Origin of the sequence: Patulibacter defluvii (assembly GCF_034096925.1) — a bacterium.
Taxonomy (GTDB): Bacteria; Actinomycetota; Thermoleophilia; order Solirubrobacterales; family Solirubrobacteraceae; genus Patulibacter; species Patulibacter defluvii.
Genome location: NZ_JAWZSQ010000039.1, coordinates 1 through 26,390 on the forward strand (window position 1 = coordinate 1; position 26,390 = coordinate 26,390).

The window sequence follows — 26,390 nt, forward strand, 5'->3', positions numbered from 1 at the left end:
GCCACGCCCGCGGCCGCCGCGACCGCGCCGCGGCTGACCCCGCGGGCGCGGGTTCGCCGCGCCAGCGTCCGCGCCGCGCCCGCCCCGCCGCTGCCCGACCCGGCCGCGGTCAAGGCGCTGAACAAGCCGCTGGTCGACCACGAGGTCGTCGAGCTGGCCGCCCTGCTGCGGGCCGGCGAGATCGACGCGGTCGCGCTGACCCAGGCCTACCTCGACCGGATCGAGCGGTTCAACGGCCCGTTCGAGGTCTACGGCGACAATGGCGGCTGCAACACGTTCGTCCGGGTCGACCGGGCGGCGGCGCTCGCGGACGCCGGTCGCGCCGAGCGGCAGCTGGCGGCGATGCGCGCCGGCGGCCCGCCGACCCCGTACCTGTGCGGGATCCCGATCGGCGTCAAGGACTCGGTCGGGGTCGCGGGGCGCCCGGCGAAGAACGGCACCCCCAACTTCGCCGCCAACCTCGCGCTCGAGGACGCGACGGCGGTGGCGCGACTGCGGACCCAGGGCGCGGTGATCATCGGCCACACGATCTGCTCGGCGTACTCGGGCGTGATCGCCGGCAACTTCGCGGGCAACGGCTGGAACAAGGACTACATCCCGGGCGGCTCGAGCCAGGGCTCGGGCGCGGCGCCGATCAACCGGCTGGCGGCGGCGGCGATCGGCGAGGAGACCGGCGGCTCGATCATCTGGCCGGCCGCGATCAACGGCGCCTCCGCGATCAAGCCGTCGCTCGGCCTCGGGTCGGTGGCCGGCGTGATGCCGCTGTCGGCGACCTACGACGTGCTCGGACCGCTCGCCCGGTCGGGTCGCGACGCGGCGCTGATCATGAACGCGCTGATCGGCCCCGACCCGATGAACGACCCGCAGACGACCGCGGCGCCGACGCCCTTCCCGACGCTGCCGATGACCCCGCGCGAGGGCTCCAAGCCGCTGACCGGCCTGACGATCGGCATCCCCCAGACCGATTGGCTGACTCGCACGGAGTACAACCCGGACGGGTCGGTGAAGTCGACCGAGGTCGTCAAGCAGTCGCCGCAGGCGCTCTACGACGCCGACCACCGGGCCGCGTTCGATCGCGTCCGGGCCGAGCTGAGCGCGCTCGGCGCGACGGTCAAGGAGTTCCGCGGCCTCGACATCACCGCCTACGGCACGGCGCCGGAGTACGCCGACGGCGAGAACCCCTACTACCTGAACCCGGCCGTCCTCGAGACGGTCGACGGCACGCCGGTGACCCCGCGCAACGCGGTCGTGCTCGCCAACCGGGCCGAGATCGGCTACGTCGAGGCGGTCCAGGCGTTCGCCGCCACCCAGTCCGGCGAGGTCGCGTCGGCGCTCGCCGCCCAGTACGGCCGGCGGCCGGGCGGCACCAGCGATCCGGCGGTCGCGCCGACGTTCGAGGCCTCGATCGCGCTCAACGCCGGGATCACGGCCGCGGCCCGCCGCGAGGGCGAGCACCGTCGCCGGCAGCTGATCGCGAACTACCAGAAGGCGCTCGACGACGAGGGGGTCGACCTGATGCTCGTGATGTCGATCGGGGCCGAGGTCGGCAAGCGCAACCCGGCCAACCCGAGCGCCGGCCTGCCGCTGCGCCGCTACAACCAGATCGCGAACGACCTCTCGTGGCCGATGGTGTCGTTCCCGGTCGGCCAGACCGCGAACGCTGGGCTGCCGATCAGCGTCCAGCTGTGGGGTCCCCGCTTCAGCGAACCGCGGCTGGTGCAGGCGATGATCGACTACCAGGCGCGCCACCCCGAGCACCACACGCGGCTGCCGGCCGATCCGCCGGTCGCGGCCCCGCGCGCGCTCGCGCCGACGCTGCGGATGCAGCGCGCGCCGGAGGACGTCGCAGTCGATCCGTCGCTGTCGAACGATCCGGTGGTGGCCGAGCTGGCGGCGGTCGCGGAGCGCCGCTAGCCGGTCGTCGTCGGGACCCACCCGGCCGGGAACGCCCCGGCCGGGATCTGGCCGGGGATCGGCGGCAGGAAGCGCTCGGCGATCGTGGCGGCCGGCGTGCCGTCGAGCAGCGGGGCGAGATCGGCCAGGCCGCGGAGGATCCGGATCGTGGTGCCGATCTGGAGGTCGGCGGCGTTCGGCTGCTCGCCGCCGAGGACGCCGTCGGCGACCCAGGCGGCGATCCGCTCGAGCTTGGCGGGCAGGCCGGCCAGGTCCTCGTGCAGGCGGACGGCGGTGATCCCGTGGTACTTCCAGGCGGCGCGCGAGAAGCGGATCGCGAAGTCGGTCCCGGCCGGGTCGAGCTGGTCGCCGCCGACGAGCGCGTTCATCGCCTCGGGCCGGAAGAGCATGGCGCCCCACGGCAGCCGGCGGCCGAGGTCCTGCAGCTCCTCGTCGCCCCACCGCTCGGCCTCGCGGACGGCGTCGGCGATCGGCTCGGGGTAGAGCGGGGCGACGTCGGGAGCGAGCTGGTCGATCCGGGCCAGGATCGCCCGCGAGCCGTGGACCGGCTCGCCGTCGATCAGCAGGCCGGGGACGGTGCCGCGGCCCTCGCCGTAGATCGCCGCCACCTGCTCGGGACGGTCGGGTGCGGTCATCGACAGGTCGATCCGCTCGAACTCCAGGCCCTTGAGCCGGAGCGCCGCCTCGACCGTCAGGCAGGGATGCGACGGGGGCAGGGCGTGGAGGGTCAGCGTGGGCGCGGAGGCCGGCATGGCGCCAGCCTATTGCGGCGGCGCGCCACGCGGACCCACGGGATCAGCCCGCCGCCGACGACTCCGGCCGAGGCACCCGCGCGCCCGCCGACGGTCGCTTAAGGCTGCTTCCTTCCGGACCTGACCTGGTTCACGGGCCGGCGTCGCACGGGGACTCGTCCATCGACGCCGTCGACGACGGGCTCATCCCGTGGATTCGCGTCGGGCGATGGTACCCGAGGCGCGGCGGCCGAGCGGGCCGGCTGCTGTGCCGGCGCCGCCCGGGAGACCGCTCAGTCGGTCGACATCATCTTGAAGATCGCGTGGACCACCAGCGCGATCCCGGGGATGATCGAGAGCAGCGCGACGACCAGCAGCACGTCCGAGCCGGTGATCGCGGCGACCGTCAGCAGCACGACGACCATCAGCGCGCCGATGATGATCTGGAGCAGGAACGAGTTCGCCGACGGCGCGTCCTCCGGATCGACAGCGACCTCGTCGTCGTCGTAGCCGCGGCCTCCGGGCGGGGAGGACTGGTGGTCGATCGGTTCCGCCTGCGGGTTGGCCGGACCTTCGTCGGGAGTCGGGACGAAGTCGGTCTCGGCCTCGTCGCTGGTCGGTGTGGGGCTGGTGTCGCTCATCAGGTCCAGCATCCTGCACGTTTCGGCGTCCGTCCAGCAGCCCGGCGCCCCGCCGCCGCCCTCCCGACCCCGGTCGCCAGACGCCGCCGGCCCGCGGCGGGTACCATGGCGGGCCCGGGACGTATAGCTCAGTTGGTTAGAGCGCTCGCTTCACACGCGAGAGGTCACAAGTTCGAGTCTTGTTACGTCCACTGGCAAGAACCGCCTGCAAGTCAGGCGGTTCTTTCGTTCGCCGCTGATCACCCGCGATCGCGCCGGAGCAGCTAGTGCACATCCAGTGCACACCGGTGCCGTGACGAGAGCGGTGGAGCGGGCCAAGCCTCTGGGCCGAAATGCCCTTCACCGCCTGGACTACCCGGCCGCAGCACGGGCGGGGTCATCCGCAAGGGTCGACTTCACCGCCGGACGACCGATGTCCGCCGGACGGACCCCGAGAGCGCCCGCAATGGCGACGACAGACGGCCTCGGCGTGCGCCGAGCTGCACCTCCCGTAGGACCTAGACGATCGAGTAGCCCCCGGATTCTCCGGCTGCTTCTGTCGATCTAGGGGCGGAGATGGGGAATCGCCGTGGTTTCCGTCGTATAGGTCTGAACGTGGCGGATCTGATCCCCAACCTGGGCGGCCTGGCCCTGGTGCTCGTCATCCTTCAGGCGATCTGGCGCGCGCCCGACTTCTACGTCAAGTGCGTTCGCGCTCGCGAGATAGGCCGCGAAGCGCGAATGGCCCGCCGTCTAGAGCACCCGCTCTCGGGCGCGCATCGTCTCGATGACGTGAACCGGCGCGACGCTCCGTAGATGGCGGTCGGTGACGGCCAAGCTCGAATGCCCGAGCCCATCGCGGATGACGCTCATGGGGCGTCCCCTCGCGGGGCCAGCCCCGGGCCACGTACCACTTCGAATCGCCACCCTCGACCGGCTGGACGTTCGTTCTGACTTCCTGCGAATAGCGCCGAGGTTGGCGGTTCTGCGCTTGTTCTCGTTGCTAGGTTGGCCCGGCCGAACGAGGCCGTGGTGCGGCGCATGTTCCCCGATTCGGCTGTCCCGAATTACACGCGCGACCTGGGGTTCGCGGGACGCTGTCCGAGGGTCGCGTCGTGCCAACACAGGAGTCATAGATGTTCTCTCGCGTCACCTCGGCGGCGGCGGTCGCTGCTGCGCTCGCGCTGGCCGCCCCTGTCGGTGCATCTGCTTCACCCGTCCGGGTGGAAACGGGCGGCAAGGCAGCGCTCTCCAAGTACGGCATCAAGCTCGCCCCCGAGGAGAGCGATGCCCAGGCCATCGTCGTCTCACCGCCCGGTGAGACCGTCACGGCGCGAATCACTCCCGCCGGCTGCGACGACGACAGTTGTCGGTCGGTCCTGAGCCATCCCGGTGCACCGCCGCTCGCCGTCGGCCGTGCTGCTCGGCGTGCCCGCGCACGGGCCGCGGCTGTTGACGAAGGCGTCGTGATCCCGCTCAACGGCGCGACCGTCGATCGCACTTCGTCGGCGACCGCGCGCGCCAGCTTCCGTGCCATCGACTCCGTCCGCGACGACAACGTTCTCTGCCACGGTGCTGGCTGCGGGTTCTGGAAGATGAAGAGCGCTGACGTCGCCTTCTACGACGGCAACTGGGCCTGGGGTTCGCGGTCCCGCCGCGGATTCGCGGGCTGGAACGACTGCCAGTGGAGCAGCGCGGGCTACTCGTGGGACTCCAAGAAGTGCAACTTCATCAACGACCCGTCGAAGAACGACCTCTACGCGAACACGTCCGGCACCGTGTCGGCCTTCGTCAGCGGCTTTCCGATCAGCTCTGACAAGTACATCCACCAGCACGTGAACCTCAACGGGCGGGCCTGGGTCGTCTCCAACTGATCGCGGTACGATCGGAGACACGATGACCAAGGGAATCGCAGCACCCAACGGTCCGAAGAGCTTTCCGGCCGCACCGGTGGTGATCCTGCTCGTCGTCGCCGTCGGACTGGGCCTGGTTCTTGGGCCGCTGCTCGTCCTGCCGGTGCTCGTCGTGGCGGCCGGGATCCTCGCCGGATCTGGGCATCCGAAGGTGAGGGCGGGCCTGTTCGGCATCGGCGTCGTGATGGCGATCGTCTTGGTCGCCGTCGCAGCCACCACCGACACGAGCACCCTCCATCACGGGCCTGAGGTCCGGAAGCTCGTGCAGCCCTAGCTGCCCCGAGTAGCGTTAGCGCGTCTCCGGAGCCGCTTGCAGCACCGGACGGTTCCGAGGAAGGGCCCCACTGGGGCCCTTGCTTCGCTCTGCAAGCCCTGCACGCCTTCCCAAGCGATGCCCTCGAGCCTGCCGGCGTGCCTCCCCGAGTCGCAGAGTCGAACGTCCAAGGTACGCCTGCCCCGGCGGTAGTCCGTCTTCCACCTGAGCGACACTCTGGAAGCCGTTTTACGATCAATGGTGGCCGCCCCAACTCCTGTGAAGGGAGGCGACGTAGACGATGACGAAAGACGGTCAAGTGAAAGGCCGGTCCAGGTCACGGCACCGAACGCAACCGGACGAAGCGGAACACCGAGACGGGCCGCTTCGTAGATCAGAAGACCCCCGAGGCCCGTTCAAGGGGATCCGGAAGGAGAAGTAGGACGTCACGCGGTCCGTGTGCCGCACCGGCTGCCCAGGCCAGGCCCGCCCCAAGACGCATCGGCCAACAGCAACACGAACGCAAGGTACGCGATGGGGAAGAAGCGCTCAGAACGGCATCACCTGGTGTCGCAGGGATATCTCAGAGCCTGGCGATTCGACACGAACGACCCCCGTGTGCGGGCGTTGGTTCTGCCGACCACCGAGCCCAAACTGATCGGGATCGACGACCTATGCGTGAAGTCGCACTGGTTGTCGCTGAACGGCCCGGACGGCGAGCGGGACGACATTCTGGAGACGCAGCTCGGCATCTTCGAGGGCTCTGCCCTGCCCATCCTGGCGAACGTCCTCGCCGACGGATTCGTTCAACCGGCACTCCGGATCAAGCTCGCGTACCTCTTCGCGTCGTTCGCGGTGCGTGGGACGACGCTGCGAGCCAAGCTCCAGGCGGAAGGAAGGGCCGTCGGCGAGCAGTATCTCGTCGACCACCCTGACGCGATCGAAGATGCGATCCGCTGGGAGCAGGCCCAGCACGCGAACGGCGATCCTGCCCGGCTCACCTCGTTCGAACTGATCGCACCCCACCACGCTGCGTGGCTCGCCTCAATGCACTGGGCGCTCTACCGCGATCGGCGCGCCGGCTTCATGACCGCAGACCAGCCGGTCCTTCACGTCCTTAACGCGCAGGCTGGCGCACCGGAGACATCCCCCGATCCTCTTACGCCCGGCAGCCTAGACGCCATCACGGTCGCCCTGTCGCCGGAGATCCTGCTTGTCGCCTCATGGCGAGCAGGCCCGGACCCTCCGGTCGCGCCTGCGCCAATCGGGCTGCCGGCGTGGTTCAACCACCGGGTGCGTCAGCAGGCATATGCGCACGTCATCTATCCACCGTCGGCGGCACCTCGGGTCAGCCCCCGCGTCCGCCTTCCCGAGCTTGAGATCCGCCCCAGCCGGTCGCGGCTTGACGCTGCGGAGGAAGCACGTGACGCAACCTTCAGGCTGAATCACCCGACGGGAATGGTGTACGTCCGGTGGGTCGCCGGCGGGTATCAACAGTTCGCGACCAGAAAGCCGCCGCCTGCCCCAAGAAGGAGGAGGCGGCGCTCGACTCGATAGGACGCTCTGCGAGTGTGATCCGGTGGCGGTGCGTTGGAGCGTGCTCGACCGTAAACAGGACCGCGGCGTGAGCGGCACGTGCGCTAGCGGGAGAGCAGGTCCTCGAGCGCGCGCGTCGCCTCGGCAACGGCGGCAGAAGCTTCGCCGCCGAGCGGAAACGAGCGCTCTCCGATGAACGCCAGGTAGGGGCCACCGCGTCGCGCCGTACGCGAGCCGTACGCGCCCGGGTTCGGAGCAACGTGTCGCTCGACGTGCTCGCCGAGCGGTTCGAAGGGGGTGCGAGGAGAGATCATCGGCGCGGTGGTCATCCTTGCGGCGATGACCACCGTTTGCAAGCTTACGTAGCAACCTTGCAAAGCGAGTCCAGCTTCGCAAGCTTAGGCGCTCTCCGGGCACCAGGAGAATCAGCCGAGCGGAAGCAACCGTCCCGATTTCGCGGGCCGAAGCGACCAGCGGAGCGCTCACAACAGCAAGCAAGCCGGGGCGGTCCAGCATCGGCCAGCGGACGACGACGCGGGTTCGTCGATGGTCGGCCGGTGCGCGCCGCGGGGAACAGCAAGGGGAACCTGTGCCGGGATCTCGTCGGTGAGGTTCCATGCCCCCGTCGGGCACCTGCAGGACACCGCGGCTGACCGGAACCAGCTCTCCAGCCTCGCGAAGCCGGCGCAGTGTCGTCCGGCTCGCTCTCGCGGCATTAGCCTCGGCGACCCTTCTCGTCGCGGCGGTGCGGCTCAGCGCCGGCGCACGCCGCGGCTGGTGAGCGTCACGCGGCGCAGGTCGGTGCTGAACAGGTCGGCGTCCCGGGCGCGTTCCCGCAGCAGGTCGCGGAGGGCGTCGGCGTCCGCGGTCCGGCCCTCGCGCTCGGCGCGCTGCAGGTTCGCGGCCAGCACGAGGACGTTCGAGGCGATCCACTCCGCGTTCTCCTGCTGGGCCCGGTCGCCGGAGCGGCGGAACGCCGTGTCGAGCGCGAGGTCGTTCTTGAGGTCCTTGCGGACGGCCTCGGCGACGCGGTCGCTGACCTTGCGCTTGCCGTTGACGCCGAGCCAGCACACGATGTACCCGAGGGCGTGGTAGTCGCCGGCGTCGCGGGTGGACCAGCGCTGTTCGCGCAGGGACTTCCGGAACTGCGACACGAGATCGCCGGACGCGATCTGGGCTCGCGCCCTGTCGGCTTGGGGTCCCTGGTCGTCGCCGACGTAGGCTGCCGTGACCCGCTCCTGCACCCGCCGCGAGACGGCATCGGACGGCGCGAACCGCAGCAGTCGCAGTTGGCGCTTGGTCGCCTTGCGCTCCTTGGGCCGCGTCGTCCCGGGCGAGGGGACCCGCTTGCCGTTGCGGTAGCAGACCGGGATCCGGATCAGGCCGAGGTCGTCGGTGAACGGGTTGAACTTGTTGCGCAGTTCCCACCGGATCTCGTCGCAGCGACCGTCGGCGGCGGTCGCCGACGCGGCGGGGGCGAGCAGCGCGGCCATGGCGATGAGGACGACCACGGTCGGCCGGCGGCCTGGGAACGGGCCGCGGGCGGGGGACGGGACGCGTTGCATGTGGTGCTCCTTCGGGGGGGGTCGCACCGCCGGATGGGACACCGGAGGCGGCGGCTTATTGGACGATAACCCGGGGCGACCGCGTGTGCGCCGGGTCGCGCCGGTCGGGGCGCCGGCCCCTCCCGCAGGCGCCAGCGCGCGGTGCGTCGCGGATGCCGTCAGACTTGGGCGGGGATGGATCGGGATCGCCGCTATCCCGCGCGGATCGTCGAGTTGCTGGACGCGGCCGTGCGGGCGTTCGCCGTCGGTGGCTACAGCGGGACGTCGACCGCGCAGGTCGCGCGCGAGGCGGGGGTGTCCCAGCCCTACATCATGCGGGTGTTCGGGACGAAGGAGCAGCTGTTCATCGACACGCACCAGCACGCCGGAGCGATGATCCACGCCGCCTTCGCCGAGGCCGGCGAGCGGGCCGGGGGCTTCGATCCGGTCGCGATCGGACAGGCCTATCGCGACCTCGTGCTGACCCAGCGCGAGGCGCTGCTGATCTTCGCCCATGGGTTCTCGGCGTCGGGGCACCCACGGATCGCCGCGGAGGCCCGGCGACTGATGGCGCAGCTGCATCACCTGCTGTGCGGCCTCGGCGCCAGCGAGGCGCAGCTGCGCGACTTCATCGGTCGCGGCATGCTGATCAACAACATCCTGCTGGCCGGGGTGCCCGAGCACGCCGAGGACCTGGGGCTGCAGGGGTTCCTGCTGGCGACCTTCGGCGAGGAGTGACGCGGCGCCCCGAGGACCCGGCGCACGCCGTTCCGGGGCTGGTTATCGTCCGATGCCTCAGGCGGGTATCCCCCCAACCCCCCAAGGACTCACCATGCCCCTCCGTCCGCGCGCGCTCGGGATCGCCCTCCTGGTCGCGGCTTCGATGACCGTGCTGCCGACCGCGAGCGCCTCGGCGGCCGCCGGCCTCGGCTTGTCGGCCCGCTCCGCGACCGCGACGCAGGTCGGCGAGGACGTCAAGACGACCGTCACGGTCCGCAACCGGACCCGCCGGACGATCCGCTCGGTCGTGCTGCGCGTCTCGCCCGGGAGCGGCGTGGCGAGCGCCCGCCGGACCATCCGCGTCGCGTCGAAGCTGCGTCCGCGCCGGGCGAAGAGGGTGACCGTGACCGTTCGCGCCACCCGCGAGCTCCGCGGGCCGGTGCGGGTGCGCCTGTCCGCGAAGGGCCGCGGCGTCCGCAGCGCGTCCGGCTCGTTCACGCTGACGCTCGCCGCGCCGAAGCCGGGGCTCTCGCTCAGCGGCCGGGCCTTCTCGCACAAGTACACGGTCTACGACCCGTCGACCTTCTCCTACAGCACCTACTACGAGTGGCTGTGGTTCGTGAACGACCAGTTCGTGCACCGCGACACCCCCACCGACAGCACCCGGCCGACGTGCACCGCGGTGACCGTGACCGAGGTCTCCGGCTCGGGCTGCCTGGCCTACGCGCTCGACCCGGCGTCGGGCACGGTCACGATCACCGGCGATCCCTCCGGCCCGCGCACCGGACGCCTCGACGGCAACCGCCTGGTCCTGGCGGCCAGCGGGGACTTCGGCGAGGCCGAGTACGACGAGATCCCCAATCCTTGAGGCCCCGCCCCCGCCATGCTCCCTTCCGGTCTCCCACTCGTCACCGTCGCGGCCTTCCGTCCGGGACGCGCGACCGTCGCGCTCGTTCCGACGGAGCCACCGCGGATGTCCCGTTCCGTCGCTCGCCGCCGCACGGCCGCGGCGCTCTTCTCGTCGGCCGTCGTCGCCGTGCTGGCTGCGCCGACGACCTCCCCGGCGAGCTTCGTCGCGGTCGGTCGCGACGCGGCCGGCGATGGTGCCGGCGGGCAGCCGAGCCGCGACATCACGGCCGCCGGCGTCGCCTACGACCGCCGCAGCGGCACGCTCCGCGGCGGCGTCGTGCTCAGCGCCGCGCCGGGACCCGCCGCGAACGTGGTGCTGCTGGCGGGCACGAAGGCCACGAGCGGTTGCGACGGCTATCCGGCGATCGGGCTCTACGGCCTCAGCGACGCTGCCGGCGGGCAGTGGGCGCGCTTCGACGCCGCGGGCCCCGCAACGGCCACCGGCGCCGTCGAGCACCGCGGTGGGGGCACCCTGCAGACCTTCGACGTCACCGACCCGGCGCTGGCTGGCCGGCCGTTGACGTGTCTCACGGCGCTCGTCGTCGACCCCGCCGACCCGAACCTCGTCTACGACAGCGCCGGTCCCTTCGCCCTCCACCCGCAGCCGGCCCTCGACGTCCGGATCGCCCGCGTTGCGACGGCGCTGCGACCCGGCCGCTCGCGCACGGTGCGGCTGACGCTGCGCAACCCCGGCGATGCCCGCACCGACCCGATCCGTCTGCGCGTCAGCCGTCAGCGCGGCCTGACCGTCCGCGCCCCACGATCGGTCCCGTCGTTGAAGGCCGGAAAGCGCCGAACCGTCTCGCTGCGCGTCACGCTCAGCCGCCGCGCGAAGACCTCGACGCCGTTGCGCGTCCAAGCCACCGCGGGCAAGCTCCGCGTCCGCGCCGAGACGACGGTCTCCCGCCGCAAGCCGCCACGGCGTCCGACCGGCACCGGCGCCTGCGCGACCTACGCCCCGGTGCTCGGCGGCGTCGGCGACATCGTCGTCTCGCCCTGCTGACGCCGCCATCCGCGGCCGACCTCACCCCCGCAACCGCAGCGTCCTCGTGCTCGCCACCCCTCCGCGCGGCGAGACCGTCACGGTGACGTCCTGCTTGCCGCGGATCCGGCGCGCGGCGCGGCTGGACGGGGCCAGGACGACCGACGCGGTCTTGCCGGCCGCCACCCGGTAGCTGCGCGAGCCGAGCTTGGTCTTGCCCTTGCGGACGCCGACCGTGCCGCGGCAGGTGGTCTTGGCGGTGCAGCGGAGCTTGATCGCGATGCGCTTGCCGCGGTAGCGCAGGGTCTGGGCGGGGACGACGGCGTCGGTCGGGACGAAGACGTGGACCTCGGCTCCCGCCGTCCGCGTCCCGAGGACGTAGAGCCGTCCCTTGGCGTCGAGCGCGACGTCGATCGGGGTGGTGGCGTCATCGACGTCGGACGGCGTCACGATCTGCTCGCGGACGCGACCGTCGGCGCTGAAGCGCTGGACGCGGTCGTTGCCGTGCTCGGCGACGAACACGTCACCGGCGGGACCGACCTCGATCCCGTCGATGCTGCTGAACTGGCCCCGCCCACGGCCAGCCTGGCCCCACTTGCGGACGAAGCGGCCGTCGGCGGTGAACTGCTGGACCCGCTCGTTGCGCCCGTCGCTGACGTAGACGCTGCCGCCGCGGCCATCGCTGGCGATCGAGAGCTCGCCGCCGCCGAACTCGCCGTCCTTCGTCGAGCCCGCGAGACCACCCCAGGCGCTCGCCTCCCGCCCGTCGGGAAGCACTCGCGTGACGAACTGGACGGGGCCGCCGATCGGGGTGCCGGCGGTGCAGTCGTCGACGAACGCCCGGTAGAGCGCTCCGCTCGGATCGACGTCGATGTCGTTGATGAACACGCCGTTGCCGCCGCCGCAGGTGTCGGTCACGACCTTGCGCTCGACCTCGACGCCGTCGGCGCTCAGCACGCGGATCGTCGACGGGCCCTCGGTCGCCCACAACCGTCCGTCGGGGCCCGTGGCCAGACCGCGAGCGCCCAGCCCGTCGGCGTCGCCGCTGTCGTCGATGGTCCGCGTCAGCCGCCCACCGGCCGTGTAGCGCGCGATCCTCGATCCGGTGCCGGCGAAGCGGCCGCTGCTGACGTAGATCCCCGCCGGCGAGGCGGCGATCGCGCGCGCGCCGGGCGCCACCTCCCACCGCTGCTCGTAGACGTAGCTGGCGTCGGCGACGCTCGGGATCAGCGCAAGGGCGCCGGCGAGCCCGACGAGGGCGGGAAGGGGCCGGAACCGCGCGGGGGGCGACGACGGTGACGACATGACGATGCTCCTGGGGGGGGGACGAACGGGGGCTGTCGGCGAGTCGACGGCGTCGACGCGCACGACGGTGCCACGCTACCTCGCCGCCGGCCGCGCCGTGCCCGTACCCCGCCCCACCACCCAGGGGGCGGCGGACGACGTGTGCACGTACGCCGCCCGCCGCTGTGTCCTGGGCACCTCCTCCCCCGTCGGCCGGTCCTGACGACGTTGTGTGAGCGCCTCTGCGTCGTCAGTAGGGGGTCTCGACCGGCCGTGAGGTCGTGGTCGACACGTTCACGATCGTCTCCGGGGCGCCCGCTCCCTGCCATCGCCCGCGCGGGGGAACGCCCGGGGGAACGGGCGCGCCGCCAGCGGGGGAGGCCGGCATCGTCCCGTTGGGGGACCCCGTCCAGACCGTTCTCGGAAGCGCGTCCCGCTCATCTACGCTGACCCGGTGGGGGGCGCGCAATCACCGGGGCTGGGGTGGTGGGGTCGGCTGTTCGCCGGCTCGGCGACCGGCGACCTGGAATCGACCTGGCGCCGCAGCGCGAACCGCTACCTGGCCGCGATCCGGCTGGTCACGGTGCCCTTCGTCGTCGCCCTCGCGCTGACCTCCGACGACGTCCACCACGGCTGGCTGGCCGTGGTCGCCGTCGCCGCCGTGGCCGAGATGGTGCCGACCGGCCGCTGGCTCGCCCGCCGCGCCCCGCCCAGCCACGCACCCGCCGTGCTGACCATCCTGATGGTCGACCTGGCCCTGCTGACCGCGGCCGCGGCGGCCAGCGGCGGTGGCAGCAGCCTCGCCCTCCTCATCTACCCCGGCCTGCCGCTGATCGCCGCGATCATGCTCGACCCGGTCGCGCTGCTGATCCTCTGCAGCTGGGCCGTCGGCGGCCGGCTGCTGCTCGGCGGCGACGCGACCGCGATCGCCACCTTCGCCATCGAGCTGGCCTGGGTGGCGCTGTTCGCCGCCGCCCTCACCGCCCGCCGCTCCGCCCTGGTGCGGTCGATGTCGCGGGTCGACGCGACCGAGCGCGCGCTCCGGGCCCGCGTCCCCGGCTCCCGCTCGCGGCTCGTCGCCGACCTGCGCGCGACCGTCGTCGCCCCCGTCACCGCGGTCCGCGACGGCGCCCACGACGCCCCCGACGCCGATCGCCTGCGCGCCCTCGCCGCCCGCCTGCGCACCACCATCCTCGCCGTCCGCGGGCTGCTCGGCGAGCTGCACGTGCTCGCCGGCCGCCGCGACGACCTGGCCGCCCCGCTGCGGCTGCTCGTCCGCCGCCACGCCCCCGCCGCCGACCTCGACCTCGACCTGGCCCCCGGCGCCGACGCCCACGCGCTCTCGGTGGCGACCGTCGTCCGCGACGCGCTGCCGCTGCTGGCCGGCCCCGCGACCACCGAGGTCCGGATCGCCGTCGAGGTCGAGGCCGAGCAGGTGGTCGTCCGCCTGACCACCACTCCCTCCGCCGCCGGCACCTCGCTGTCGCTGCTCGCCGTCCGCCCCGACGTGGTCCGGGTCCGCCTCCAGTGGCCGACGGCGACGATCGTCCTCCGCCACCTGTTCGCCGCCCCGCGGCCCGACCGCCACGCCCCCGCCGCGATCTGGGCGACCCTGACCGTCGCGCTCGCCGGTCGCCTCGGGCTGCTGGTGACGATCGCCGCGGTCGCCCTGCTCAGCGGCCCCGTCGACGACTGGTTCTGGCCGCTGCTGGCGGTCGAGGGGCTGAACCTCGCCGCGCTGCCGCTGCTGGCCATGCTCGGCCGCGCCATCCGCGCCGTCTACGTCGCCGCGGCCGCGCTCGACCTGCTGCTGCTCGGCGCGATCCTGGTCCAGGCCGGCGACGCCGGACCGGCGCTGCTGGCCGTCGCCGTCGTCCTGCCCGCCACCGTCGCGTCGATCCTCAGCAGCCGCTGGACCGCCGCCGCCACCGCGGCCGCCGCCTTCGGCGGGCCGCTGCTGCTCGCCGTGCCGCAGCCGGCGTTCACGATCGCCGTCGGCTGGTCGGGCCTGGTCGGGATCAGCCTGGCGCTCTTCACCACCGCCGTCGCCAACCGCCTGAACGGCGTCCGCCGCAACCGCAACCGGCTGCTGACGGCGATGCTCGCGAGCGAGGAGCGGGAGCGGCAGCGGCTCGCCCAGCTGGTCCACGACGACGCCCTCCAGCTGCTGCTGGTCGCCGCCCAGGAGCTGGACGAGGCCGCCGCCGGCGATCCGGTCGCCGGCGACGCCGCCCGCTCCGCCCTCGACCACGCGGTCGCCGACCTGGAGCGGGTCGCGACCGACCTGGCGATCGGCGAGCACGTCCCCGCCCTGCCCGGCGGTCTCTGGCCGGCGCTGCGCGCGATCGTCGAGGAGACCGGCCCGGCCCTGCGGCTGGACGTCGAGCCGGCGGCCGGCGGCGTCCACGACGGCCTGCTCGTCGCCACCGGCCGCGAGCTGTACCGCAACGCCCGTCGCCACGGCGGCGCGGAGACGGTCACCATCACCGTCGCCCGCAGCGACGGCCAGATCGTGCTCGAGGCCTGGGACGACGGGCGTGGCTTCGACCCCGACCAGGTCGACGACGCCGTCGCCCGCGGCCAGATCGGCCTCGCCGCGGTCCGCGAGCGGGCGGGCCGCGCCGGCGGCACCGTCGCGCTGCTGGCGGCCGACGGCGGCGGCGCCCGGATCCGGGTCGCGCTGCCGGCCGACGCCGGGGCCGGCTGACCCCCGCTAGCGGCCCGCCGCGGTCTCCAGCTCGTCGGCCAGCGCCCGCAGCTGCTTCTGGACCCGGCTGACCAGCGGCAGCCCGCGGGCCGCCAGCCACGCGCGATCGGCGTCGAGCAGCGGCGCCAGGTCGGCGACCGCGGGCAGGCCGGCGTCGTCGAGGAAGGCCGCGACCGCGAGCGCCTGCTCGCCCGCCGCCTCCGCGCGACCGAAGTCGATCGCGGCCCGCAGCTCCGCCGCCCGCCGCCGCAGCTCGCCGGCCTGGGCCAGCCGGTCGGGACCGGCGGCCAGGCCCGCTGCCGGGCCCGGGGCCGGACCGGGCTCGCGCTCGGGCAGGCAGCGGGCCAGCGCCGCCGCCACCCGGTCGACCGTGACCGGCTTCGCCAGGTAGTCGTCGAAGCCCTCGGCCAGGTAGCGCTCGCGGTCGCCGGGCAGCGCCTCGGCCGTCAACGCGATCAGCCGCGGACGGCGACCGCCGGCGGCCGCCGCGACGATCCGCTGGGTCGCCTCGGTCCCGTCCATCACCGGCATCTGGACGTCCATCAGGACCGCGTCGTAGCGGCTGACGGTCGTCGCCGCGACCGCCTGCAGCCCGTCGCCGACCACGTCGACCCGCTCGCAGCCGAGCCGCCGCAGCAGCCGCCGAACGACCATCTGGTTGACCGCCGAGTCCTCCGCGACGAGGATCCGCAGCTCGCTCATCGCGACCGCCTCGCGCTGCTCGGCCGGGTCGGGCGCGACCGGCTCCGGCGGCACGCCGACCGCGATCGCGACCTCGTCGCGGAGCGTCGACTGCTTGAGCGGCTTGCCGAGCACGGCCGCGAACAGCTCGCCGGCCGGATCGACCTGGCGGCCCTTGCGGGTCGCCGACGAGAGCAGCACCAGCGGCAGCGACGCCCCCCGCGGCTCGGCCCGCAGCCGCCGCGCGAGCGCCACGCCGTCGATCCCCGGCATGTGGTGGTCGAGGATCGCCAGCGCGAACGGCTCCTGCTCGCGGACCCAGGCCAGCGCCTGCTCCGGGTCGGCCGTCGCGGCGCAGGCCATCCCCCACGCGCGGGCGTGGGCGTCGAGGATCCGGCGGTTGGTCTCGACGTCGTCGACCACCAGCACCCGCAGGCCGGCGAGCGCGTCGGGGGCGAAGGTCGAACGCGACGGCGGCGGCACGTCGGCGGCCGCGACCGGGATCGAGAACGTGAACCGCGAGCCGCTGCCGACCTCGCTGGTGACCGCCAGCTCGCCGCCCATCAGCTCGACCAGCCGGCTGGAGATCGCCAGCCCGAGCCCGGTGCCGCCGTGGCGGCGGGTGGTGCTCAGGTCGGCCTGGGTGAAGGGCTCGAAGATCCGCGACAGCCGCTCGGGGGCGATCCCGATCCCCTGGTCGCGGACGACGAACCGCACCCGCGGCTCGCCGCCGCCGACGTCGTCCTCGCGCGAGACCTCGACGACGATCTCGCCCCGCTCGCTGAACTTGACCGCGTTCGAGAGCAGGTTCAGCAGCACCTGGCGCAGCCGGACCTCGTCGCCGACGATCCCCGGCGGCACCCCCGGGCCGACCACGTAGGCCAGCTCCAGCGCCTTCTCCGCCGCCCGCCCGGCGACCATCTCCAGCGCCAGCTCGACGCAGCGGCCGAGGTGCAGCGGGGCCCGCTCCAGCTCGATGTTGCCGGCCTCGATCTTCGAGAAGTCGAGCACGTCGTCGATCAGCAGCAGCAGGTGGTCGGCGCTGCCGAGGATCGTCCGCACGTACTCGGCGCGCTCCTCCGGACGGGCGTCGCCGAGCAGGCTCGCGAGCCCGACCACCGCGTTCAGCGGCGTCCGGATCTCGTGGCTCATGTTCGCCAGCAGCAGCGCCTTCTCGCGGGTCGCGTCGTCGGCGCTGCGGCGGTCGCGCTCGAGCTCGGCGACCGTGCCGTTGAGCGCCCCGACCTGCTCGCGCAGGACCTCGTTGAGCTGGCGCTGGGCGCGGTGGTAGTCGCGCTCCTGGCGCAGCTGGGCGTCGTAGGACGCCATCAGCTGCTGGAGGGTCGACGTGACCGCGTCGACGACCTGCGCCGCGGGGCCGGGGGCGGCGAGCGCGACCGCCAGCGCCGCCTCGCGGTGGGCGGCGAGCAGGTCGCCGAGCGGCACCGCCGCCGCGTAGCGGTCCTTGCCGTGCTGGTAGGCGGCGGCCGCCGCCTGCTCGCTGCCGCCCTCGCGCAGGCTGGCGAGGATCAGCGCCTCGATCCTGCGGACCGCGTCGCCCGCGGGCGCCGCTGGCTCAGACGCCGAGACGGCCGAGTCGCTCACGTTCCCGGGCACGCTCGAGGGCGATCGCGACGAGGTGCGACGAGTAGTCGGCGAGCTTGCGGTCACGGAGGCCGGGCGCCTTCGGGCGGCGGTAGTACATCGCGAACGTCGCGACGACCTTGCCCTCCCACGACTTGATCGGCGTCGACCAGCAGGCGCGCAGGCCGTGGTCCTCGTAGGCGAGCGCGACGAACGGCGCCCAGTTCGGGTGGACGGCGATGTCCTCGACCGCGATCGGCTCGCCGGTGAAGGCCGCGTGGCCGCAGGAGCCGACCCCCGGGCCGACCGTGATGCCGTCGATCGCCTCGCTGTACTCGCCCGGCAGGCTCGGCGCGGCGCCGTGCAGCAGGTGGCTGCCGTCCTAGTCGAGCAGCAGCACCGAGGCCAGCATGCCGTCCGCCTGGGCCTCCATCACCAGGCAGATCTCCTCCAGCACGCGCGGCAGCGCGACGTCGCGATGGATCATCGCCAGGATCTGTCGCTGCCCCTCGAGGAGCGCCGAATCGCGCTCCCACTCGTTCGGTTCCATGACCCTCCCACACCGCGTCTGGTGGACCGTGTCCACACTACGCGATCGACGGCTTGGACACAATCAGCCTAGAGCGTCCGCAACGCGGCCCGGACCTCGTCGGCGCGCGCGGCCAGCGGTCCGCCCACGGCCCGCAGCGCGGCCTCGTCGGCGCCCTCGCGCACGGCCTGCTCGATCGCCGCCGCGGCCGCCGCCAGCGGGCGGGCGCCGACCGTCGCCGCGGTCCCGCGCAGCAGGTGCGCGTGGCGAGCGGCCTCGTCGGCCCGGCCGGCCGCGATCGCCTGCTGGACCTCCGCCACCTGCCGCTCGGCGAGGCCGGCGAACTCGGCCACCAGCTGCTCCAGCTCGGCCGCGGAGAAGTCGCGCCGCAGGTCGTCGAAGTGCTCGCGGTCGATCGCCGCGTCGCTCATTCGATCAGCCCCTGGCGCATCGCCTCGGCGACCGCGGCCGCGCGGTCGGCGACGCCGAGCTTCTCGTAGACGTTGCGGGTGTGGGTCTTGACGGTCGCGGTCCCGATCTGGAGCCGGCGGGCGATCTCGGGACCGGACAGGCCCTCGGCGATGCCGCGCAGGATCTCCTGCTCGCGCGGGGAGAGGATCGTCCGCTGCTCGTGGCGGCGGCCGCGGACCTCGGCGGCGAGGATCGCCTGCACGCCGGGGGAGAAGATCGTGCGGCCGGCGATCACGGCCGCGATCGCGTCGGTGACCTCCTGCCGCGCGGACTCCTTGACGACGTAGCCGTCGACGCCCAGGCGGACCGCGTCGAAGACCGTCTCCCCCGTCGCCTCGGCCGACAGGATCAGGACCCGCACCGGCAGCTCGTCGCGGCGGACGGCGCGCAGGATCTCCAGGCCCGACATGCCCGGTAGCCGCAGGTCGAGGACCGCGACGTCGGCGACGCCGTCGCGCAGCGCCTCCCACGCCTCGCGACCGTCGCCGGTGCTGAGCGCGACCTCGAGCCCGGGCGTGCCGGCGATCAGACGCGTCAGCACCTCGGCGAACAGGGGATGGTCCTCGGCGACGAGCACCCGTACTTTCGAATCCGGCATTCAACTCCCTCGGCGGGTCCGGTTCCCCGGTGGGGAACAGGATGATCGGCAGATCGCGGGCGATCGCGCGCCGGCTCGGCGGGCGGCCTCAGGCATCCCGTCGCTCCGGCGCGACCGCGTCCTCGCGCGCGGCGAGCGCTCCCCGCAGCGCGTCGACGAACGCCCCCACGTCCAGCGGCTTGGTCAGGTAGTCGCGGACCCCGGCCTCGGACAGCTCGGCGATCCGGGTCGCGGTGGCGTCGGCCGACAGCACCAGCACCGGGACGTCGGCGGCGCGGCCGGCCCGGATCCGCCGCAGCACCTCGACGCCGGGCAGGTCCGGCAGGTGGAGGTCGAGCAGGATCGCGTCGACCGGCTCGCGCTCGAGCAGCTCGAGCGCCGCCCGGCCGGACGTCGCGTGGACGATCCGGACCGCGGCGGCCGGCTCCAGGATCCGCTCGACCAGCTCGGCGTTCGAGCGCGTGTCCTCGACGTGGAGGACGGTCGCGGGGCCGAGGTCGGCGACGCCGGGCGTCGTGGCCTCCGGCAGCGGCCAGACGTCGCGCGGCGCGTCGCCCAGCGGCAGCTCGACGAAGAAGCGGCTGCCCAGTGCCGGCGGCGGGTCGGCGAGGCCGATCCGGCCGCCCATCGCCGTCGCCAGCACCTTCGAGACCGCGAGCCCGAGCCCGACCCCCTCGGCCCCGCCCCCGGCCGCGTCGAGCCGCTCGAAGGGCAGGAACGCGCGCTCGACGTCGGCGGGGGCGATCCCCGGCCCGTGGTCGCTGATGGCGTAGCGGATCCCGCCGTCGACGGCCTCGATCCGGGCCAGGACCTCGCCGCCGTCGCCGCCGTGCTTGATCGCGTTGGTCAGCAGGTTCAGCAGCACCTGGGTCAGCCGCCGGCGGTCGGCGCGGACGGTCCGCATCAGCCCGCCGTGCATGTCGGTGCCGATGATCACGCCGCGCTCGGCCGCCAGCGGCCGCACGAACTCGAGCGCGTCGGCCAGCGGGGCGCAGGCGTCGACCGACTCGATCACCACCTCGAAGCCGCGGGCGTCGGCGCTGGTGATCACCAGCAGGTCGTCGATGATCCCCTGCAGGTGGGTTCCGGCGCGGACGATCCGCTCGATGCTCTCGCCGGCCCGGTGGGGGTCGCCGGCGTCGCGCAGCAGCTGGCCGAAGCCGAGGATCGCGTTGAGCGGGGTCCGCAGCTCGTGGCTGACGCGCGACAGCAGCTCGGACTTGTCGCGGTCGGCCTGCTCGGCGACGTCGCGGGCGACCGCCAGCGCCTCCTCGGCGCGCTTGCGGGCCGAGATGTCGGTCGAGAAGCCGCCGACCGCCACCACCGTCCCGCGGGCGTCGCGGACGGGGAACTTCGTCGACAGCCAGGTCTCGACGATCGTCTCGCCGTCGGGGCCGTCCAGGTAGGTGGTCTCCTCGAACTCCATCGGCACGCCGGCGGCCAGCACCTCGGCGTCGTTGGAGACGTAGCTGTCGTGCGGCATCCCGGGGTACAGGTCGCGGTCGCGCAGCCCGACCGCGTCGGCCCGCAGGCGCCCGAACCGCCGCTCCCAGGCCCGGTTGACGTAGACGTAGCGCCCCTCCAGGTCCTTGACGTAGGCCAGCGACTCGGTGTTGTCGAGCAGGCCGGTCAGCTCGGCGACCACCTGCGGGGAGAGCAGCGGGCCCTCGGCGCCGACCAGCTCGTGGAGCGTCAGCAGCGCCTCGTCCTGGTCGATCGTCGCCCGGACCTCGGCCTCGACCACGCCGCCGTCGGCCGCGCGCAGGCGCGCGAACGCCGGCTCGCCGGCCGCCGCCTCGGGGTCGACCGGGGCCAGCGTCGCCGTCGACCACGGCCGCTCGGCCAGCGGTGCGCCGTCGACCGCGAGCAGCCGCTGCGCGCGCTCGTTGCCCCACGCGATCCGCCAACCGCGATCCGGGCCGCTGGCTTCCCGTCGCAGGCCGATCACCGCGATCGGCAGCGCGGCGGCCCAGGCGGGCGTCAGGGACCGTCCGCGCCCGGCCACCACGACCCCTCGGAGCTCGCTCGCCGGGCCTGCCGCCGAGCCACGCGCCGTGTCCCGAGCACGGCCGAGGCACCCTGAGCGACCCGCTGCATGCTCTCCAGGCTACACCGCACGCGAGCAGCCGCGACCGGGCTCGATCCGGCGTCAGCGCCCACCGACCAGCCCCTCCCGTCCGGGTTCGTCGACCGCCATCCGCAGCGGCGACGCCGGCAGCACCACCCGCACGTGCCCGCCGCCCTGCTCGGCGTCGCGGAGGTCGACCGTCCCGCCGACCCGGGTCACGCGCTCGGCCAGCGTCGCGAGGCCGATGTGGCCGCGGTCGAGCGCGTCGCGGACCCGCTCGTGGTCGAAGCCGACGCCGTCGTCGATCACGTCGAGCGCGATCCCCGCCGGCAGCCGCGAGACGATCACCTGGACCTGGCCGGCGCGCGCGTGGCGGGCGGCGTTGGTGTACGCCTCGCGGGCGACGAGCACCAGCAGCGCGTCGTCGTGGCCCTCGGCGGCCGGGTCGACCGCGATCACGGCCCGCGGCCCGCGCGGACGCGTCGTCGCCCGCTCGAGCGCCGCCGCCAGGCCGACGTCGACCGCGGCCGCACCCTCGTCGACCTGGATCTCGCCGATCGCCTCGGCCAGCAGCCCGCGGGCCTCGCTGAGCGCGGCGGCGGCGTGACCGCGGGCCTCGCCGCTGCCGGCGGCCGCCTCCAGCAGCTCCTGCTGGGCGACGATCAGCGCCTGAAGCGCGCCGTCGTGGAGCGTCCCGGCCAGCCGCCGCCGCTCCTGGTCGTCGGCCTCCACGATCCCCTCGAGGATCCGGGCCCGGCGGCGCACGGCGCGGGCGATCGGGTCGCCGATCCGGGCCCGGGCGCGGGACTCCACGATCCCGGCGACCCCGGCCCAGGCGAGCGCGATCGGCAGCTCGACGCCCGCGTCGACCGCCAGCCCGGTGGCGACGGCGAGCACGGTCGCGGCCGCGACCACCGGCGGCTGGTAGACGAACCCGCAGGCGGCGATCAGCACCACCATCACGGTCGCGATCGTGGTGTGGGCGTCGCCGGAGAGCACGAAGCAGGCCAGCACCAGCGGCACGTCGACCGCGGTCGTGGCCAGGTGCTCGATCCCCGACCGCGCGCGCCGCAGTCGCCACGAGGCGACGAGCTGGACGAGGGCCAGGACGGCGGCGACGGGCACGAAGCCCGGCTCGCTGCCGCCGATCACGGTCGCGGTGGCGACGAGGACGACGACCAGCCCCAGCCGCAGGACGATCAGGGTCGGCGCCAGCTCGCGGAAGCGGCTGGTCAGCAGCGCCGGCACGGTCGCCGCGACGCCGCGCGGCGCCGGCCGCAGGGGCTCGGTGGGGACCGGCTCGCGCGCGGTTCCCAAGTGCAGCTCGCGGACGGTCGAGCGGGTCCGGCGGACGGTCGTCTCCAGCCGCCGGGCGAGGACGGCCAGGACCGCGGGCGAGGGCCGGTGGGCGAGCTCGGCGGAGACGGCCGCGACCGGCTCCAGGACCGTCGCCCGCAGGCCGTCGGCGACCCGCGCGCGCACGCTGCCGCCGGGATCGCGGGCCAGGACCGCGGCGGTCTTGGCCTCCAGCTGCTCCAGCCGCCGCCGCACGGCGACCCCGCCGAACGAGGTGGTGATCCCGATCGCGGTCGCCCAGGCGCCGACGACGAGCACCGGGAGCAGCTGCTCGACGCTGCCGCCGAGCGCCAGCCGGCCGCCGAGCCCGAGCGCGACGAAGGCGGCCAGCAGCGTCGGCCGCAGCACCAGCCCGCCGACCAGCGGCAGCGCGGTCAGGATCAGCAGCAGGTCGCTGTCGGGACCGCCGCTGGCGGCGGTCGCGAGGGTCATCAGCGTGACGTCGAGGGTGAGGCCGATCGCCAGCGGCGGCCAGGCCGCCGCGGCTGATTCCCCGCGCGCGGCCCGCCGCATCCACCAGCGGCCGGTGATCGCGATCTCGGCCGCCCCGACCAGGGCCAGGGCCAGCAGCGCCAGCCGGTCGACGCCGTCGGTGGCCAGCGCCAGCGCCAGCAGCGCCGGCAGCGCCAGCGCCCGCAGGGCGACCAGCCGCGCCGTCAGGGCGCGCGCGTGGCCGGCGGCGCCCAACCCGGCCGCGGCAGCGGGCAGCGGCGCCGCATCGAGCGGCGGTATCCGCACCTCGCTGTTGTTGGTGGCCCTCTGACCGTTCACCGTTCCCCCTGACGCACGGGACGGGCCCGCGCGTCGTTGCTGTTACCGGGACGTCGTGACGACCGCCGTCCCTCCCCCCTCCCAGTTGTCGGCCACGGTGCGAGACTCGTGCGGTGGCTCCTCCCGCGCGACGCACCTACGGCGGCAAGAGCGCCGCCGACCGCCAGGCCGAGCGGCGCGCGCGGCTGCTGGAGGCCGGCCTCGACGCGATCGGCGGCGAGGGCTGGGCGGCGACGACCGTGCGCGGGGTCTGCGAGCGAGCACGGCTGACGCCGCGCTACTTCTACGAGCAGTTCGCCGACCTCGACGCGCTGGCGGTGGCGGTCTTCGACGAGGCGTTCGCGCGCACCACGGCGAGCGTGGTGGCGGCGATCGCGGCCGCGCCCGACGCGATCGAGTCGCGGGTGCGGGCGGCGATCGAGGCGGCGTTCCGCGACCTGACCGACGACCCGCGGCGGGCGCGGCTGCTGTTCGCCGAGGCCTACGCGACCGGCCCGCTCGCCGCCCGCCGGATCGAGCGGCTGCGGGACGTGATCGCGCTGATCGGCAGCTACGGCCGCGAGGCGTTCGACGTCACGGCCGAGGCGGAGCCGCTGCTGCAGGTGACCGCGACGATGCTGGCCGGCGGGCTGGCGGAGACGGTCGGGGCCTGGCTCCGCGACGACCTGCCGCTGGAGCGCGAGGCGCTGATCGACGACCTGGTGGCGCTGTTCGTCGCCGGCGGCCGCTCGGCCGAGGCGATCGCCCGCGCCCGCGCCGCCGGCCGCTGATTCTGACAACGGACTGTTCCAGATCGTGTAGCGTTCGGCCCGGCGCAGCAGCGACGGAGGCGAGCAGATGCAGACGGAGACCACCACCGTGACCCGCAGCCGGGACGAGGGCTACTTCCCGCCCGGCTCGATGCTGCGCCAGGTCCAGGCCCAGCACGCGGTCGGGCTGCTCTACGGGCAGCGGGCGCTCTGCATCGGGGCGATCAAGCCGCTGAACTACGTCGGCACCTCGGAGCACACCGCCGGCAAGCAGGCGCCCTTCAAGCGCCTGGTTCGCACCGGCCTGGCCTTCGAGACGATCTACTTCGGCACCCGCGCCGAGGCCGACAAGGTCCTCCGCTACGTCCGCAAGATGCACGAGCGGGTCAACGGCGAGCTGCCCGAGGACGCCGGGGCGACGCCCGCCGGCACCGCCTACTCGGCGCTCGACGGCTCGTTGATGCTGTGGACGGTGGCGGTGATGATGGACTCCGCCGAGACCCTCCACGACCTGCTGGTGCGGCGGCTGAGCGACGGCGAGCGCGAGCAGCTGTGGCAGGACTGGCGCCGCTTCGCGCTGCTCTTCGGGACGCCGGAGGAGGTGCTGCCGCCGACCTACGCGGCCTTCCGCCGCTACTACGCGGCCGAGATCGCCGCCGCCGACGTCCACCTGACTCCCGAGGCCCACCACGTCGGCCGCTTCACCGCCTTCTCGATCCCGACCCGGGCCGCGGGCCGGCCGGCGATGGAGGTCCACAACATGCTGATCCTCGGCAGTCTGCCGCCGCGGGTCCGCGAGCTCTACGGGCTCCGCTGGACGGCGCCCCAGGCGGCGCTGCACCGGGCGACGGCGGCGATGGTCCGCCGCGGGCTTGGAGTGCTGCCCGGCCGCGTCACCGCGGGCGCCAACACCGCCGTCTTCCGCTCGGTCGCGGCCGAGGAGCGACGGCGGCTGCGCAAGGGCCTGCGCACGCCGCACGTCGCGGGCTGAGGGCGGGCGGGTCGCTCAGTTGCCGGCGCCGACCCGCTCGACGACCTCGAACGAGAGCACCGACGAGCCGTGGGCGACCGGCTGCTGGCCGCGGTCGGCGGCGGCCTGGGCGTGCCCGCGGGTGAAGGCCTCGCTCTTCACCCAGGCCTGGAACGCCTCCTCGCTCGCCCAGCGGGTGTAGACGAAGTAGCGGGTCTCGCCGGCGACCGGCCGCAGCAGCTCGAAGCCCTCGAAGCCGGGCATCTTCTCGACCTCGGCGGCGCGCTTGGCGAAACGCTGCTCCAGCTCGGGGCCCCGCTCGGGCGCGACCTCGATCGCGTTGATCTTCACCACGGACATCTCGGCTTCCTCCAGGTTCGGGTGACCGAATCCTGCCAGGCCGCTCAGCCCTGGGCCGGGCGCAGCTTCGCCTGGCAGGCGCGGCTGGCCTTCTGGAAGCGGGCGTCCTGCTGATCGACCTGCTGCGGGTCGAAAACCGGGCCCTGGCCGGAGAAGTCGGGATCGGGCAGGTCGAAGCCGTTCTTCCGCACGCAGGCGACGTAGGCCCGGACCCGCTTCTGGTACTCGGCGCCGCCGGCCCGCGGACCGCCACCGGCGAAGCGGCCGCGGTCGACGCCGCACTTGGCCATCGCCGCCTGCAGCTCCTGCCGCTGCTCGTCGCTGAGGCCCCCGCCCGGACCGCCGCCCCCACCGGGCAGCCCGCTGGGCGGTGCCCCGCCGTCGCCGGCCCCGGGCGGCGGGCCGCCGTAGCCGCCGGGTCCGCCGCCGGCCGGCCGCTGCGGCAGCTCGACGCCCTGCTGCTTCAGGCACGCCTGCAGCTTCTCGCGGTCGGCCGGGTCGGGCGCGGTACGGCCGCCGCGGTCGGCGGTGGTGGTCGTCGATCCGCCCTCGGAGGACGAGCCGCAGCCGCCGAGCGCGAGCGCCGCCAGCAGCAGTGCGGCCGGGCGGAGGAGGGACGTCTGGGTCATGGTTCGTCGTGCCTTGCTGGTTCGGATGGAGACGGTCAGCGGCCGCCGAAGAGCTGGTCGACCGGGTCGCCGCTGCCGCTCCCGCTGGAGCCGCCGCTGCCGCCCGCCCCGCCGCGGAGCCCGCCGAGGCCGAGCGTCAGGCCCGGGGCCAGCGCCTGGACGTCGGTCGCGCGGACGCTGCCGTCGGAGCGTCCGCTGCCGGAGACGATCACCGTGTCGCCGGGGTGGACGCCGCCGGCGCTGCTGTGGGAGAGCCGCTGGACCTTCGCGTTGGCGCCGACCCGGACCGCGACGGTGGTGCCATCGCCGGTCTCGACGTAGAGCGTCGACCCGCGCACGTTCGCCACCTGGCCGACGGTGGCGCCGGTGGTGGTTCCGCCCGCGGCGGCCGCCCCGCTCCCTCCGGATGCGCCGCCGGCTCCACCCCCGCTGCCGGCCCCCGGTGCCGCGGTCCCCGCGCCGGCCGCCGCGCCGCCCCCACCGGCCACCGCGCCCGGCCCCGCGCCGCCGG

The 26,390-nt window shown here is 74.3% G+C and carries 24 protein-coding genes, 1 tRNA gene, 1 other RNA gene and 1 pseudogene; 12 read left to right on the forward strand and 15 right to left on the reverse strand.

Annotated elements, in window-relative coordinates; translation table 11 throughout:
- Positions 1-1,914, forward strand: a 1,914-nt coding sequence (locus SH587_RS23675) for an amidase (RefSeq protein ID WP_320673133.1), incomplete at its 5' end; no start/stop codon positions are given.
- Here SH587_RS23675 and SH587_RS23680 read toward each other — a convergent pair.
- From SH587_RS23680 to SH587_RS23690, 3 genes are all read right to left on the reverse strand, one after another.
- Positions 1,911-2,666, reverse strand: a complete 756-nt coding sequence (locus SH587_RS23680; RefSeq protein WP_320673134.1) for a glutathione S-transferase family protein — start codon at positions 2,664-2,666, stop codon at positions 1,911-1,913. The genes SH587_RS23675 and SH587_RS23680 overlap by 4 nt on opposite strands.
- A 63-nt stretch (positions 2,667-2,729) precedes the next feature.
- Positions 2,730-2,826, reverse strand: an RNA gene (gene ffs / locus SH587_RS23685) — signal recognition particle sRNA small type.
- A gap of 112 nt (positions 2,827-2,938) precedes the next feature.
- On the reverse strand, positions 2,939-3,286 hold the full coding sequence (locus SH587_RS23690) for a hypothetical protein (protein WP_320673135.1): 348 nt from the start codon (positions 3,284-3,286) through the stop codon (positions 2,939-2,941).
- Between the two features lie 117 nt (positions 3,287-3,403).
- Here SH587_RS23690 and SH587_RS23695 point away from each other — a divergent pair.
- The 5 genes from SH587_RS23695 to SH587_RS23715 all read left to right on the forward strand — a co-directional run bounded on the left by SH587_RS23695 (position 3,404) and on the right by SH587_RS23715 (position 6,988).
- Positions 3,404-3,477: transfer RNA gene (locus SH587_RS23695), tRNA-Val, on the forward strand.
- A 403-nt stretch (positions 3,478-3,880) separates the two neighbouring features.
- Positions 3,881-4,081 carry a hypothetical protein gene (locus tag SH587_RS23700; RefSeq protein ID WP_320673136.1) on the forward strand — a complete coding sequence of 67 codons (201 nt, stop codon included), beginning with the start codon at positions 3,881-3,883 and terminating at the stop codon, positions 4,079-4,081.
- Between the two features lie 320 nt (positions 4,082-4,401).
- A complete protein-coding gene (locus SH587_RS23705; RefSeq protein ID WP_320673137.1) occupies positions 4,402-5,139 on the forward strand; it encodes a hypothetical protein in 738 nt (245 codons plus the stop codon).
- 22 nt (positions 5,140-5,161) lie between these two features.
- A complete protein-coding gene (locus SH587_RS23710; protein ID WP_320673138.1) occupies positions 5,162-5,452 on the forward strand; it encodes a hypothetical protein in 291 nt (96 codons plus the stop codon).
- Positions 5,453-5,965: 513 nt separating this feature from the next.
- Positions 5,966-6,988: a DUF4238 domain-containing protein gene (locus tag SH587_RS23715; protein WP_320673139.1), complete on the forward strand. Its 1,023-nt coding sequence runs from the start codon at positions 5,966-5,968 to the stop codon at positions 6,986-6,988.
- 83 nt (positions 6,989-7,071) lie between these two features.
- On the opposite strand, the gene SH587_RS23720 is transcribed toward SH587_RS23715, so the two are convergent.
- A complete protein-coding gene (locus SH587_RS23720) occupies positions 7,072-7,314 on the reverse strand; it encodes a hypothetical protein (protein WP_320673140.1) in 243 nt (80 codons plus the stop codon).
- A gap of 405 nt (positions 7,315-7,719) precedes the next feature.
- Positions 7,720-8,532, reverse strand: a complete 813-nt coding sequence (locus tag SH587_RS23725) for a hypothetical protein (protein ID WP_320673141.1) — start codon at positions 8,530-8,532, stop codon at positions 7,720-7,722.
- A gap of 174 nt (positions 8,533-8,706) precedes the next feature.
- Between SH587_RS23725 and SH587_RS23730 the strand changes: the two genes are divergently transcribed.
- From SH587_RS23730 to SH587_RS23740, 3 genes are all read left to right on the forward strand, one after another.
- The gene (locus SH587_RS23730) at positions 8,707-9,249 is read left to right on the forward strand and encodes a TetR/AcrR family transcriptional regulator (protein ID WP_320673142.1); all 543 of its coding nucleotides are present in this window, start codon (positions 8,707-8,709) and stop codon (positions 9,247-9,249) included.
- Between the two features lie 94 nt (positions 9,250-9,343).
- The gene (locus SH587_RS23735) at positions 9,344-10,099 is read left to right on the forward strand and encodes a hypothetical protein (RefSeq protein WP_320673143.1); all 756 of its coding nucleotides are present in this window, start codon (positions 9,344-9,346) and stop codon (positions 10,097-10,099) included.
- A 105-nt stretch (positions 10,100-10,204) separates the two neighbouring features.
- Positions 10,205-11,143, forward strand: a complete 939-nt coding sequence (locus SH587_RS23740) for a COG1470 family protein (RefSeq protein WP_320673144.1) — start codon at positions 10,205-10,207, stop codon at positions 11,141-11,143.
- Positions 11,144-11,164: 21 nt separating this feature from the next.
- On the opposite strand, the gene SH587_RS23745 is transcribed toward SH587_RS23740, so the two are convergent.
- Positions 11,165-12,427, reverse strand: a complete 1,263-nt coding sequence (locus tag SH587_RS23745; RefSeq protein WP_320673145.1) for an NHL repeat-containing protein — start codon at positions 12,425-12,427, stop codon at positions 11,165-11,167.
- A 433-nt stretch (positions 12,428-12,860) separates the two neighbouring features.
- Here SH587_RS23745 and SH587_RS23750 point away from each other — a divergent pair, with 433 nt between their 5' ends.
- A complete protein-coding gene (locus SH587_RS23750) occupies positions 12,861-15,113 on the forward strand; it encodes an ATP-binding protein (RefSeq protein WP_320673146.1) in 2,253 nt (750 codons plus the stop codon).
- A 6-nt stretch (positions 15,114-15,119) separates the two neighbouring features.
- Here the strand turns inward: SH587_RS23750 and SH587_RS23755 are convergent, their stop codons facing one another.
- The 6 genes from SH587_RS23755 to SH587_RS23780 form a co-directional block, all read right to left on the reverse strand.
- Entirely contained in the window at positions 15,120-17,399 is a 2,280-nt protein-coding gene (locus SH587_RS23755; RefSeq protein ID WP_320673147.1) for a response regulator, read from the reverse strand.
- On the reverse strand, positions 17,371-17,748 hold the full coding sequence (locus SH587_RS24700) for a GAF domain-containing protein (RefSeq protein WP_375341809.1): 378 nt from the start codon (positions 17,746-17,748) through the stop codon (positions 17,371-17,373). The genes SH587_RS23755 and SH587_RS24700 overlap by 29 nt, the downstream gene beginning before the upstream one ends.
- Positions 17,749-17,996: 248 nt before the next feature.
- Positions 17,997-18,338: an Hpt domain-containing protein gene (locus SH587_RS23765; RefSeq protein ID WP_320673149.1), complete on the reverse strand. Its 342-nt coding sequence runs from the start codon at positions 18,336-18,338 to the stop codon at positions 17,997-17,999.
- The gene (locus SH587_RS23770) at positions 18,335-18,976 is read right to left on the reverse strand and encodes a response regulator (protein ID WP_320673150.1); all 642 of its coding nucleotides are present in this window, start codon (positions 18,974-18,976) and stop codon (positions 18,335-18,337) included. Before SH587_RS23770 ends, SH587_RS23765 begins: the two co-directional genes overlap by 4 nt.
- 88 nt (positions 18,977-19,064) lie before the next feature.
- Positions 19,065-20,981: a hybrid sensor histidine kinase/response regulator gene (locus tag SH587_RS23775; RefSeq protein ID WP_320673151.1), complete on the reverse strand. Its 1,917-nt coding sequence runs from the start codon at positions 20,979-20,981 to the stop codon at positions 19,065-19,067.
- 144 nt (positions 20,982-21,125) lie between these two features.
- Positions 21,126-23,171: an ATP-binding protein gene (locus SH587_RS23780; RefSeq protein ID WP_320673152.1), complete on the reverse strand. Its 2,046-nt coding sequence runs from the start codon at positions 23,169-23,171 to the stop codon at positions 21,126-21,128.
- A gap of 113 nt (positions 23,172-23,284) precedes the next feature.
- Here SH587_RS23780 and SH587_RS23785 point away from each other — a divergent pair, with 113 nt between their 5' ends.
- On the forward strand, positions 23,285-23,941 hold the full coding sequence (locus SH587_RS23785) for a TetR/AcrR family transcriptional regulator (RefSeq protein WP_320673153.1): 657 nt from the start codon (positions 23,285-23,287) through the stop codon (positions 23,939-23,941).
- A 67-nt stretch (positions 23,942-24,008) separates the two neighbouring features.
- Positions 24,009-24,911, forward strand: a complete 903-nt coding sequence (locus SH587_RS23790; RefSeq protein WP_320673154.1) for an oxygenase MpaB family protein — start codon at positions 24,009-24,011, stop codon at positions 24,909-24,911.
- 15 nt (positions 24,912-24,926) lie between these two features.
- Here the strand turns inward: SH587_RS23790 and SH587_RS23795 are convergent, their stop codons facing one another.
- The 3 genes and pseudogenes from SH587_RS23795 to SH587_RS23805 form a co-directional block, all read right to left on the reverse strand.
- Positions 24,927-25,250 (reverse strand): antibiotic biosynthesis monooxygenase family protein, encoded by a 324-nt coding sequence (locus SH587_RS23795; RefSeq protein WP_320673155.1) that lies wholly within the window; start codon positions 25,248-25,250, stop codon positions 24,927-24,929.
- Positions 25,251-25,294: 44 nt separating this feature from the next.
- Positions 25,295-25,879 carry a hypothetical protein gene (locus SH587_RS23800; RefSeq protein ID WP_320673156.1) on the reverse strand — a complete coding sequence of 195 codons (585 nt, stop codon included), beginning with the start codon at positions 25,877-25,879 and terminating at the stop codon, positions 25,295-25,297.
- 35 nt (positions 25,880-25,914) lie between these two features.
- A pseudogene (locus SH587_RS23805) lies at positions 25,915-26,390 on the reverse strand (hypothetical protein); the annotation flags it as partial.